Source organism: Pseudomonas sp. CNPSo 3701, assembly GCF_028674975.1.
Lineage (GTDB): Bacteria > Pseudomonadota > Gammaproteobacteria > Pseudomonadales > Pseudomonadaceae > Aquipseudomonas > Aquipseudomonas straminea.
Map to the genome: position 1 here is coordinate 424,826 of NZ_JAQZSI010000004.1, position 12,061 is coordinate 436,886.

General features: G+C 63.7%; 11 protein-coding genes. 4 read left to right on the forward strand and 7 right to left on the reverse strand.

The genetic code is table 11. The features are described from left to right. Window positions 1-138 precede the first annotated feature (138 nt). Complete coding sequence (gene hrpA, locus PVA39_RS14290; protein ID WP_274124604.1) at window positions 139-4,182, reverse strand: ATP-dependent RNA helicase HrpA; 4,044 nt, start codon at window positions 4,180-4,182, stop codon at window positions 139-141. Between the two features lie 295 nt (window positions 4,183-4,477). Here hrpA and PVA39_RS14295 point away from each other — a divergent pair, with 295 nt between their 5' ends. Next, a complete protein-coding gene (locus PVA39_RS14295) occupies window positions 4,478-4,930 on the forward strand; it encodes a hypothetical protein (RefSeq protein ID WP_274124605.1) in 453 nt (150 codons plus the stop codon). A gap of 78 nt (window positions 4,931-5,008) precedes the next feature. Here the strand turns inward: PVA39_RS14295 and PVA39_RS14300 are convergent, their stop codons facing one another. Further along, the gene (locus PVA39_RS14300; RefSeq protein ID WP_274124606.1) at window positions 5,009-6,331 is read right to left on the reverse strand and encodes an APC family permease; all 1,323 of its coding nucleotides are present in this window, start codon (window positions 6,329-6,331) and stop codon (window positions 5,009-5,011) included. Between the two features lie 102 nt (window positions 6,332-6,433). After that, the gene (locus tag PVA39_RS14305; RefSeq protein ID WP_274124607.1) at window positions 6,434-7,249 is read right to left on the reverse strand and encodes a carbon-nitrogen hydrolase family protein; all 816 of its coding nucleotides are present in this window, start codon (window positions 7,247-7,249) and stop codon (window positions 6,434-6,436) included. Window positions 7,250-7,389: 140 nt separating this feature from the next. Between PVA39_RS14305 and PVA39_RS14310 the strand changes: the two genes are divergently transcribed. Beyond that, on the forward strand, window positions 7,390-8,172 hold the full coding sequence (locus PVA39_RS14310; RefSeq protein WP_274124608.1) for a helix-turn-helix transcriptional regulator: 783 nt from the start codon (window positions 7,390-7,392) through the stop codon (window positions 8,170-8,172). A gap of 15 nt (window positions 8,173-8,187) precedes the next feature. Here the strand turns inward: PVA39_RS14310 and PVA39_RS14315 are convergent, their stop codons facing one another. After that, a complete protein-coding gene (locus PVA39_RS14315; RefSeq protein WP_147177020.1) occupies window positions 8,188-8,406 on the reverse strand; it encodes a hypothetical protein in 219 nt (72 codons plus the stop codon). A gap of 197 nt (window positions 8,407-8,603) precedes the next feature. Here PVA39_RS14315 and PVA39_RS14320 point away from each other — a divergent pair, with 197 nt between their 5' ends. Next, window positions 8,604-8,825 carry a hypothetical protein gene (locus tag PVA39_RS14320; RefSeq protein ID WP_274124609.1) on the forward strand — a complete coding sequence of 74 codons (222 nt, stop codon included), beginning with the start codon at window positions 8,604-8,606 and terminating at the stop codon, window positions 8,823-8,825. A gap of 191 nt (window positions 8,826-9,016) precedes the next feature. Here PVA39_RS14320 and PVA39_RS14325 read toward each other — a convergent pair whose 3' ends face one another. Next, entirely contained in the window at window positions 9,017-9,514 is a 498-nt protein-coding gene (locus tag PVA39_RS14325) for an Lrp/AsnC family transcriptional regulator (RefSeq protein WP_443200966.1), read from the reverse strand. Window positions 9,515-9,739: 225 nt separating this feature from the next. Here PVA39_RS14325 and PVA39_RS14330 point away from each other — a divergent pair, with 225 nt between their 5' ends. Then, complete coding sequence (locus PVA39_RS14330) at window positions 9,740-10,780, forward strand: zinc-dependent alcohol dehydrogenase family protein (protein WP_274124610.1); 1,041 nt, start codon at window positions 9,740-9,742, stop codon at window positions 10,778-10,780. 148 nt (window positions 10,781-10,928) lie between these two features. Here the strand turns inward: PVA39_RS14330 and PVA39_RS14335 are convergent, their stop codons facing one another. Together PVA39_RS14335 and PVA39_RS14340 are read right to left on the reverse strand one after the other, a co-directional pair. Then, on the reverse strand, window positions 10,929-11,378 hold the full coding sequence (locus tag PVA39_RS14335) for a hypothetical protein (protein ID WP_093502835.1): 450 nt from the start codon (window positions 11,376-11,378) through the stop codon (window positions 10,929-10,931). 111 nt (window positions 11,379-11,489) lie between these two features. After that, window positions 11,490-11,978, reverse strand: a complete 489-nt coding sequence (locus PVA39_RS14340) for a ProQ/FinO family protein (protein ID WP_274124611.1) — start codon at window positions 11,976-11,978, stop codon at window positions 11,490-11,492. Window positions 11,979-12,061 lie beyond the last annotated feature (83 nt).

The window sequence follows — 12,061 nt, forward strand, 5'->3', positions numbered from 1 at the left end:
CCATGCCCGTGATCTCGCGCGCATGGCGCGCTCCCACAAATGCCAAAGCAGAACTGCTCCGTAGCCTGGGTTGAGCGCAACGATTGCCAGGGCGATTCCCGGGTGTCGCTACGCTCGACTCGGGCTACGAGATACCCCTCAGCCTTCCACATGGCTCCACTGCTTGCTCAGGCGTTTGTCCGACACGGCCATTTTGGTGCCCAGCTGCTGGGCCCAGAGGGAGACGCGGTATTCCTCGAGCATCCAGCGGTACAGGGTCAGGTTGGGGTCGCGCTTGCCTTCCTGCAGGTGCTTGCCCAAGCGCGCCTGGTACTGCTCCCAATAGCCGGCCAGCTCGCCGCTCCACACGCGGTCGCGTTGCAGTTGCGCAGCGATCTTGTCGAAGCGTTGTTCGATGGCCTTGAGGTAGCGCGGCAGTTCCTTGAGCCATTCGGCCGGGGTTTCGCGTACGAAGCCGGGATAGACGAGGTTGCTTAGCTGCGCCTTGATGTCGCTGAGCGCCAAGGCCTGGGCCAGGTCGATCTTGCCCTTGAAGCGCTTCTGCAGGCCGTGCCACAGCTTGAGGATTTCCAGGGTCAGGCGCGCCAGCTTCTCGGCGTGTTCGGTCCAGGCGCCGCGCTTCTTCTCGGCCAGGGCGGCCAGGGCGGCGCCGTCGCGCGGCAGCGGCTGTTCACCGTCGAGGATGCAGCTGTCCAGGCTGGCCAGGAGGATGTCCTCGACGAGCGCCTCGACGCGGCCCAGCTCGCGGTGCAGCAGGCCCAGCTCGGTCAGCCCCGGCAACTTGCCACGCAGGAACTTGGCGGGCTCGGCCAGTTGTTGCAGCAGCAGGCGCTGCAAGGCGCGACGATGCTGGAACTCGGCTTCGGCCTGGGTCGGGAAGCGCCCTTCCTTGACCACGCCAGCGTCCTCGACCAGCGCCGGGAACACGGTCATGGACAGCCCGGCGACCTTCTGCTGGGTCTTTTCGGCAACCTGGGCAAAGCCCTTGGCCTCCACCGGCTTCTGCACCTTGTCGGCCTGCGGAATGGCCAATGCAGCCTGGCTGGCCTCGGCGAAGCGGGCGGTCAGCTCGGCCAGGTCGCGGCCTTCGCCGAGCAGCTTGCCGTGGGTGTCGACCACTTCGATGTTCATTTTCAGGTGGTCTTCGAGCTGGCGGGTGGCTTCGATCCACGCCTCGGCGTCGATCCGCGCACCCGTCATACGCTGCAGCTCGCGGGCCAGGCTTTCCGGCAGGCTGCCCTGGCCGAAGGTGAGCTTGCTCAGGGCAGCGCCGACGAAGTCCGGCACCGGCACGAAGTTCTTGCGAATGGCCTTGGGCAGGCCGCGCACGAGGTCGATGGCCTTGGCTTCGATCAGCCCCGGCACCAGCCACTCCAGGCGCTCGCCTGGCAATTGCGGCAATAGCGGCGCCGGCACGCGCAAGGTCACGCCGTCACGGGGATGGTTGGGTTCGAAATGATAGGTGAGCGGCAGTTGCAACTCGCCGATATGCAGAGTGTCCGGATACTGCGCGGCGGTGACTTCCAGCGCCTCGCGGGCCAGCACGTCCTCCTCGCGCATCATCAGCAGCTGCGGGTCCTTGGCGCTCTCGCGCTTGTACCAGCTCTCGAAGGTAGCGGCCTGATAGATGTCCTCCGGAATCCGCGCCTCGTAGTAGGCGAACAGGGTTTCCTCGTCGGCGAGAATGTCGCGGCGGCGCGCCTTGGCTTCCAGCTCGTCGAGCTTTTCCAGCAGTTGGCGGTTGGCGTTCAGGCATTTGGCACGGCTGTTGATCTCACCGCGCACCAGGCCTTCGCGGATGAACAGTTCGCGCGAAGCCTGCGGGTCGATGGGCCCGTAATGCACCGGGCGGCGCCCCACCACGATCAGCCCGTACAGGGTGACCTGCTCGTAGGCCACCACCTGGCCGCGCTTCTTCTCCCAGTGCGGCTCGAAGTGGTTCTTCTTGATCAGGTGCCCGGCCAGCGGCTCGATCCAGTCCGGCTCGATCTTCGCCACCTGACGGGCGAACAGCTTGGTGGTCTCGACCAGTTCGGCGGCCATGATCCAGTTGGGCTTCTTGCGACCGATCACCGACGACGGATGCACCCAGAAACGCCGCTGCCGCGCCCCCTGGTAATCGCCCTCGTCGGTTTTCTGGCCGATCTGGCTGAGCAGACCACTGAGGATCGCCTTGTGCACCGCGGCATAGCTCTTGGCACGCTGCGCCGCCTCGCTGGCCTCGGCCTGCTCGCGCAGGATCACGTTGACCTTGGTGTCGGTGGTCGCCTGCACCGGTTTCGCCGCAGGCTTGCCGGCCTCGGCGGGTTGCGCCGCGGCCCTGGCGGGCACCAGCTGCAGATCCTTGGCGAGCAGCACCAGTTGGCGGTGAGCATCGCGCCACTCGCGCAAGCGCATGTAGTTGAGGAAGTTCTTCTTGCACCAGGTGCGCAGCGGATTGCTGCCCAGCTCCTGGCGCTTTTCCTCGAAGCCGCGCCACAGGTTGATCAGCGCGGCGAAGTCCGAGTCCACGTCCTTCCACTGCGCGTGGGCCTGGTCGGCAGCCTGCTGGCGATCCATCGGCCGCTCGCGCGGATCCTGCACGGACAGCGCACTGGCGACGATCAACAGCTCCTGCAGGCTGCCAAGCTTGGCCGCTTCGAGCACCATGCGGCCGAGGCGCGGGTCGATGGGCAGGCGCGCCAGCTGGCGACCCAGGGGCGTCAACTGGCTCTCGCGATTGACCGCCGAGAGTTCCTGCAAGAGGTTGAAACCGTCGCTGATGGCCTTGCCATCCGGCGGCTCGATAAAGGGGAAATCCTCGATGCCGCCCAGGCGCAGATGGAGCATCTGCAGGATCACCGCCGCCAGGTTGGTGCGCAGGATTTCCGGGTCGGTGAAGGTCGGCCGACCGAGGAAATCCTCCTCGCTGTAAAGCCGCACGCAGATACCCGGCTCGACCCGCCCGCAACGGCCCTTGCGCTGGTTGGCGCTGGCCTGGGAAATCGCCTCGATGGGCAGGCGCTGCACCTTGGCGCGGTAGCTGTAGCGGCTGATGCGCGCGGTGCCGCTGTCGATCACGTAGCGAATGCCTGGCACCGTCAGCGAGGTTTCCGCCACGTTGGTGGCAAGCACGATCTTGCGCCCGGCCATGGGCGCGAAAATCTTCTGCTGCTCGGCGGGCGTGAGCCGCGCATACAGCGGCAGCACTTCGGTAAAGCGCAAGTTGGCCTTGCGTAGCACCTCGGCAGCCTCACGAATCTCGCGCTCGCCGGGCAGGAAGATCAGCACATCGCCGGGGCGCTGGCCGACGCTTTTCTCGTGGGCCGCGATCTCGTCCAGGGCAGCGAGAATGCCCTGGTCGACGGTCAGGTCGTCGAGCAGGCTTTCGCCCTCCTCGTCCACTTCGGCAGCCAGCGGGCGATACCAGGTTTCCACCGGGTAGGTGCGCCCGGAAACTTCGACGATGGGCGCATCCGGCAGCCCGTCGCCGCCGAAGTGCTTGGCGAAACGTTCCAGGTCGATGGTCGCCGAGGTGATGATCACCTTGAGGTCGGGGCGGCGCGGCAGCAGGGTTTTCAGGTAGCCGAGCAGGAAGTCGATGTTGAGGCTGCGTTCGTGGGCCTCGTCGACGATGATGGTGTCGTACTTTTCCAGGTAGCGGTCGTGCTGGGTTTCGGCGAGCAGGATGCCATCGGTCATCAGCTTGATCAGCGTGCTGTCCTTGCTCTGATCCTCGAAACGCACCTGGTAGCCGACCAGCTCACCGAGCGGTGTGCCGATCTCCTCGGCCACCCGCGTGGCCACGCTGCGCGCCGCCAAACGCCGTGGCTGGGTATGACCGATCAGGCCGTGCTGGCCGCGGCCGATTTCCAGGCAGATCTTCGGCAGCTGCGTGGTCTTGCCCGAGCCGGTTTCGCCAGCGATCACCAGCACCTGATGCTTTTCCAGCGCCGCCTTTATCTCGTCGCGCTTGGCGGCGATCGGCAAGGCGTCGTCATAACGCATCACCGGCACGCTCAAGCGCCGCGCCTCGACCTTGGCGCACGACGCCTGAAAACGCTCCAGCCACTGCGCCTGCTTGGCCTCGTCGGGCTTTTTCTGCAGCTCGTGCAACTGCCGGCGCAGACGATGGCGGTCGGCGATCAGGGCATGGTCGAGGTTCTTCTGCAGGGCGGCGATATCGAAGGGGGCGTCGGTCATCAGGCTCGGGGCGGGTCGCGGAAAAGCGGCGATTGTCGCAGATTCCGGGCTGTTGCGCGTAAGCGCTACCGCCGCCCTGCGCGGGTCAAGGCATTCGCTGCCTGGCAGAGCCCATCGCCTGACGCCTGCAGCGCGCACCTTTAACCAGATCGCAGAAGAGGCATGCCGACCGAGAAAACCTCTGGCGGCTGATCAACCAGACCTTGCAACCGACGAGCCAGGTCGCCCATTCTAGGTTCGGTGGCGCCATACCCGGCAATACAATGAACATTGAAACGCCCTTACCAGGTCATGCATGACGTCCCTCATCATAAAACTGTGGGAACACGATCTATTACCGATCAAAGACGGTATCTACTTCAGTGATGGCCGCGCCTATTCGTGCACGATCCGTCAGCACCCTAGGCTAAGCCTCGAAAATGGTCCTTGCTTCGACCTCGATGCCTTTCACGCGAACAACAGCGACGAACTCACGGCCATCGATGGCCTCAAGCAAATAAGACTGTCGAATCTAGGCTACTGCCGAGTCGGTGAAGGTAGCCATGGCTCCGAGGGTTTTATCGCGTATCTGGATAGTGAGCAGCGGCTAATCTGGGTGATCTACGCGCAGCAGTCCAACCCCTTCACGCAAGTCGGCGAAAGTCCGAATGGCCTGATCACGGCCATATCAACCGCTGATATCAGGCTCGAAATCGACGTCGACGAACCACTTGGGCTGCGCTTGTCGGCAAGCAGCGAACGCAGATAAGGCAGCGCCGTGGGGCACTGCCCTGCAACCACCCCGCCGGGGCCGCTTACCGTGCCAACCGTAGCCCCTACAGCTCTGCTACTGCTCCTCGAACTGCAATTGCGGCGGACTGCGACGCAAGCCGCCAGTCAGCCAGAGCAGGTAGAGGCCACCGAGTACCAGCCAGGCGCAGCCGAGCATGATAGCCAGGCGGTCGAGGCTGGCCATCAGCCACAGCGTCGCCAGCAGGCCAATCAGCGGGCACAGCAGGTAGAGCAGCAGTTGCAGCGGGCCGCGCGCCTGGGGTTGGCGGGCGAAGTGGACGATCACCGAGAGGTTGACCAGGCTGAACGCCAGGAAGGCGCCGAAGTTGATGAAGGAGGTCGAGGTGGTCACGTCCAGCTTCAGGGCCAGCAGCGCCACCACGGCGCACACCACGATGGCGCCGACCGGCGTGCCGAAGCGCGGGCTCAGGGTGCCGAGCAGCGCGCGGGGTAGCACGCCGTCGCGGCCCATGGCGAACATCAGCCGCGAGGCGCTGGCCTGGGCCGACAGGCCGGAGGTGAACTGGCCGACGATCAGGCCGATCAGGAACACCGACACAAACAGGTCGCCGCCGATGTTGCGGGCGATCTCGTAAGCCGCCGAGTCGCTGCTCTGGAACACCACGGAAGGATGAGCCAGCTGCACGAAATAGGCGGTGGCCACGAAGATCAACCCGCCGATCAGGGTGATCAGCAGGATCGCCCGCGGGATGGTGCGCTCGGGGTCGTGGGTTTCCTCGGTCAGGGTGCTGACCGCATCGAAGCCCAGGAACGAATAGCAGGCCACCGCTGCGCCGGCCATCACCAGGTTCAGGTTCATGCCTTCACCGAAGAACGGTTGCAGCGACCACAACGGCTTGCTGGCATCGCCCAGCACGTAGTGCACGCACAGCGCCACGAAGGCCAGCAGCACCAGGAACTGCACCAGCATCAGCACACCGTTGATGCCCTTGGCCAGGCGCAGCCCCACCACGTTGATCACGCTGGTGATCACGATGAAGGTCAGCACCCACAGCGCCTGGGGCAACTGCGGGAACGCCGAGTGCAGGTAGGCCGCGCCGATCAGCCAGATGGCCATGGGCAGGAAGAGGTAGTCGAGCAGCACCGCCCAGCCGGCGATGAAGCCCAGGTGATCGCTGATGCTGCGGCGCACGTAGCTGTAGGCAGACCCGGCGACCGGGAACAACCGGGCCATGCGCGCGTAGCTGAGCGCGGTGAAGAACATCGCCACCGAGGCAGCCACGTAAGCAGCCGGCACGGCGCCGCGGGTGATCTCGGCGAGAATACCGAAGGTGCCGAGCACGATGATCGGCGTCATGTAGGCGATGCCGAACAGCACCACCGCGCCCAGAGAAAGGGATCGTTGCAGACGAGCCATTACTTGCTACTCCAGTGTTATTCGTTGTTATGGCAGAGCCGAAGTCGGCAAAAGCACGCGGCTGGGCCGCAGCGGGCGCTTCTGTGGCGCCCGGCAGGTCAATCAGGGAATCAGCAGTTCACGCAGGCCATTGGCGTGGTCGACGCGCGTGCCCGGCAGCGGCATGCGTCGCTCTTCCAGGTAGCGGTAATCGCGGCGTGCTTCGGCCAGGCGCTGGAAGTCCAGGGTGATGCTCTGCCGGCACGGCTCGCGGCCGGCCTCCAGCAGCAGGATGCCGTTGGGGTCGACCACGGCGCTGCCGCCGGCGAACACCAGGCCACCGTCGCCCTCGCCCACCCGGTTGCTCATCACCGCGTAGGCCTGGTTCTCCATGGCCCGCGCCATGATCGCGGTACGGTGCGTCGGCCCGTAGGGATCCATGTTGCCGTTGGTGACGATCAACAGCTCGGCGCCCAACTCGCCCAGGGCACGAGCGCTTTCCGGGAACTCGATGTCGAAGCACACCAGCAGGCCGACCCGCACGCCGTCGAGCAACGCCGTGGCGTAGCGATCGCCCGGCGTGAACACGCCACGGTCCGAGGCCCACAGATGGGTCTTGCGGTAGCTGAGCAGGATGTTCTGCCCGTCCATCAGCACCGTGGTGTTGTAGAAGGCGCCGCCGTCGTTCTCGGCGAAGCCGATGGCCACCGCCAGCCCGCGGGCCGCAGCAGCCTGCCCGATGGCGGTCAGGCTCGGGCCATCCAGGGGCTCGGCCAGCGCGGCGATGTTGTCCGCGGTGGGGAAACCGGTCAGGTAGGTTTCCGGGAACACCAGCAGGCGCGTACCCGCCTGGCACGAGGCGATGGCCTCCAGGGCCTGGGCGAGGTTGTGGGCCGTATCACCGTCACGTCCGGTGAGCTGAGCGAGTTCGACTTGCATGACGGGGCTCCGTTCTTGTTGTTGCATCACGCGGGGGGGCGCACACAGAATGCCGACACCGATGCGCCGGGGTTCGAGTATGGAGGCTGAGCCACCCAGGCGAAATCACGCACGCGGGGTAACCCCACAGGGGTAGACAGATGACCATGACCTTGCACGACATCGCCTTCCATCGCAGCGTGGCCGAGCTCATCGAGGCGCTGCACAGCCCGCCGTTCTGGCGCACCCTGGCCCGCACACTGGCGCAATACGTGCACCACGACAGCTGGGTGGCGCTGATCTTCAGCGAAGGTCGCCCCCAGGTACTGGCCGAGAGCCCCGGCGACGACGGTGCGCCGGATCTGCTGTTCCAGGATTACCTGCACGGTCTCTACCTGCTCGACCCCTTCTACATCGCCAGCCGCGAAAGCACGCGCGAAGGCCTGGTGCGCCTGAGCGACGTTGCCCCGGAATGCTTCGAGCAGACGGACTACTACCAGCGTTACTTCAGCCTCAACGTGGTAGCCGACGAGGTGCAATTCAACGTCGCCCTGCCCGGCGCACGCACCCTGTGCCTGTCGCTGGGCTCACGGCAACGCTTCCTGCCGGAGCAGATCGCCCTGCTCTCGCTGGTGCAGCCCTGGGTGACAGCACTGATGCGCCAGCGCCTGGGCTTCGAGCCCGAACCCAGCGAGCCCGCCGCCGCACCGCCCTGGCAGGAGCGCCTGGAACAGATGGCACATCAGGTGGAAACGGCGCTGACCGGCCGCGAGCTAGAAGTGGTGCGCCTGATGCTCGCCGGCCATTCCAGCAAGGAGGTGGCCCGCAAGCTGGTCATCTCGTCGGAGACCGTGAAGGTGCACCGCAAGCACGTCTACAGCAAGCTGGGCATCAAGTCGCAGTCGGAGTTGTTCGCGCTGTTCCTGCAGGCTCAGCGAGGCTGAGCCTGCAGGCGGCGGTCAATGGGGATGAAGTGCACAGCCCGGTTGGCTGCTGCCCGGCACCACCACCATCAGACAGGCTGGCAATTTACTGCGCAGTCGCTTGGGCGTTTCGACAGCGAAGGCGACCCGCCAGTGGCTGCCCTCGCGAATGGAATCGAGCCGGTAGCTGCCCACCTCCTCTTCCGAGAGGCCCAGGTAGTCAGCGAGTTGGCGATTGGTTGGTTTGGCGCTCATGGATAACCCTTTCCGTGGATTTTCGACAGGCACACTAAGGCTGAGAATCGCCACTGTTTCGCGGCGTTGGCGAAAGCGTGGTCGATGTTTGGGCAAAGCGCAAAATAAACCGGAACCATTTGCAGCGCGGCCGTCTCGGATTTGGATCGCGATCACACTTTCACCGAGTTGCATCCACCTTCACGGACGGCGCATCAATGAACCTGAGCAACCACCCGGCACGGGACCTTTCAGCCGACATTCTCGACTTCCTGCCCGTCGGTATGGTGCCGCGCCTGGAGGCCCTGGTGGCCGCACATAACTCGACGCTGACCGACGAGATCATCCGCGCCATCGAGGCGCACCTGTGCAAACAGGCCAAGGCCAACGTGCTCGCCATCGCCCGCGAAGCCGATGTACTGGGCCATAGCGAAGCCTGAACGAATGCGAGGGTCATTGACCCGGCCACCCCGCTACACCCCTTGACCTTGACGAATACGATAAATATCGCCGCCAGGCCTAAGCCTGCTTGCCATACGGCAGTGGGAAAATAGAGAGGGTGCCTTCAGCACAGCATACGAATGGCCGTGGCAAAAACTGGCTGGTCGGCCCCGTCCTCCATCGCACCAGTCTAGATACTCAGGATTTCGCTAGCCGGCAGCCGATTGGTGGTCTTCATTTCTCGCAGTGAGATGTTGGAGCGAATGCTACTGACCCCTGGCAACGCCCTCAGTACTTTCTCGACGAAACGGCTGTAGCTGTCCAGATCGCGCGCCACCACCTGAAGCAGGAAGTCGGCCTCGCCAGTGGTGTTGTGGCAACTGAGTACCTGCGGTGCGCAAGCGATGATGCTTTCAAACCGGGCAGTGGCCTCTTCGCTGTGATCGGTGCAGGAAATCTGTACGAAAGCCATGACGCCCAGCCCCAACTTTTTTCGGTTGAGAATGGCCTGGTACCCCTCGATAACCCCACATTCCTCCAGGCGCTTCTGCCTGCGCCAACACGATGCTTCACTAAGGGCGACTTGCTGCGAGAGCTTCACGTTCGACAACCTGCCATCGCGCTGTAGTCGGTCACAGATTGCAATATCCACTTTATCAACGGCGCCATGCACGGCAGTTTCCTTCATATAAAGACTATCGATGAAGGATCATTTCACGCGCAGTGAGCTGTCAATCCTATTCTGAAAGGTAATTTCAAGGCGTTTATTCATAATGACTGCAAAGCCCGAGCCCTCGAGATGCAGCGCGGCAGATTGGCCGTACCGGTCAGCGCGCCGCTGCACTTACTTCGCTATTGCATAGCCAGCGGCACGGGACTGATGCCGCATTGAACGTTCAATCCGAGGTGCTCCATGAAAGCCGTAGTCTACGAAGCATTTTCCCAGCCGCCACGCCTGATTACGGTCGCCGATCCCAGCGCGGAACGCCACGGCGTGGTCATTCAGGTCAAAGGCACAGGTGTGTGCCGCAGCGACTGGCATGGCTGGAAAGGCCATGACCCGGACATCCAGTTGCCGCACATACCGGGGCATGAGTTGGCCGGCGTCGTGGCGGAGGTGGGTCGTGATGTAACCAAGTGGAAGGTGGGCGACCGGGTAACTGTACCCTTCGTGGGTGGTTGCGGCGCCTGCCCCGAATGCAACAGCGGCAACCAACAGGTCTGCCAAACCCAGTTCCAGCCCGGTTTTACCCATTGGGGCTCGTTTGCGGAATATGTGGGCATCCACCAGGCCGACCTGAACCTGGTCGCACTGCCTGAGCACATGGACTATGCAACCGCCGCCAGCCTGGGTTGCCGCTTCGTCACCTCATTTCGCGCGGTCGTCGACCAGGGCAAGGTCAGCGCCGGCCAATGGGTAGCCGTACACGGCTGTGGCGGTGTGGGCCTATCGGCCGTAATGATCGCCCAGGCCATCGGTGCCAATGTCATCGCGATCGATATCGCTGACGACAAGCTGGCGCTGGCTCGGTCCCTGGGCGCCGTGGCGACGGTAAATGCGACCCAGGTGGCGGACGTAACCGAGGCAGTCATGGAGATTACCCGCGGGGGCGCTCATGTATCGCTCGATGCGCTGGGGCACCCGACCACCTGCTTCAACTCCATCAACAACCTGCGTCGTCGCGGCCGGCACGTTCAGGTTGGCCTAATGCTGGCCGATCACGCCCAGCCGGCGATCCCGATGAGCAAGGTCATCGCCCACGAACTGGAAATTTACGGCAGCCACGGCATGCAAGCGCATCGCTACGACGCGATGATCGAAATGATCGCCTCCGGCAAACTGGCGCCCGAGAAGCTGGTCGGCAAAACCATCAGCCTGGAACAGTCAATCGACGCGCTGATGAATATGGATCGTTTCGAAACCACTGGCGTTACGGTCGTCACGCAGTTCTAGGGCCGACATAGCCGCGCATTCAAATGCTCTGCGTAGGGATGCGCAGCGTCCGTCAGCCGGTCGGCTAAATGCCCCTGCCGGCCCTTCCAGTCTCGACCGGCACGCCCGCGCACACGAATCCAGATGCGGGGCCAGGCCGAGGCATAAGTCAGCGGCTCGGCTCGACCCGTTGCACCACCACTTCCTGTTGGGTGTACATATCCGTCAGCACCACGTCACCCTCGGTGAAATCCGGAGTGATCATCACCGAGCGGATCAGCCGCTGCGACTGCCCTTCTCGCTCCTGAATATTCTCGAATGCCACCACGATCGACTTGTTGCGCCAGTGCCCGACATCGAAGCCACCAGCGGCGATGAATTGCCCGATATCGCGCTGATCGTTGAAGGCCGACGCTGGCAATACCAGCGGCCGATCCTTGAGGAATACTTCGAAGTACTGATGGCTGCCCGCCGGGAAGTTACGCACGATCACATGCTCGATGCGCCAGTGGTAAACCGAGTTCTCGTACACCACCTTGCGCTCCAACGGTTTGCCGGTGCAGGCAGTGAGTAACGGCAGAAGCATGGCGCTGAGGCACAGGCCGAGTTTACGCAGCATGGGGGTCGGCTCCAGTAAAGGCAGCAGCACTGTTCAGAGCGTAAGGCTGGCGCCATTCGCCCTGGCAGCGTTCGCTATCGCGGGAAAACCGCGTGTGCAGTGACTGCGCTATCAGGCATCGCTGTCAGCAGTGGCGGCCGGCTCTTTCGGCTTCTGCTGAGCACGACGCATCTGGCTGCGCTGGCGTCTGGCCTGCTGCTTGGCATGCAGCGCCTGAGCCGCCGTCACCATGCCGGCCGGCTGGCCGTTCAAGTCCAGGCGCGGCGCGTCTTCGACCATGCTGGCCCAGTAGCGACCGCCCCGGCACCAGGATGCCAGGCCGAGCTTTAGCTGCTCCTGAGTAATGCCCAGCTTCTCCAGATGCTGCTCGGCATCCTTGAGAATGCCTTCCTTGAGCGGAACCTTGGGGGCGGGATTGACCGGGAAGGCCAGCGGGAAGTGCTTCTGCAAACGCCAGATCGCTTCCAGTGCAGGATCCTGCTCCTGAGCCTTCTTTGGCGAGGCAGGCTGGCGCTTGCGCGGTTTGGTCGTCTCGGCCTTCACCTGCTGCTTTTCAGCCCGCAGGCGGTCACGTAGATCAGCTAATTGCTCAAAACCCATCGTTCAGTTAACAACTTGGTGGTTGATTGTCGGCGCAAGCTTATCCCATGCAGTGTTACAACACAGCCTGTTGCGCACTTTGA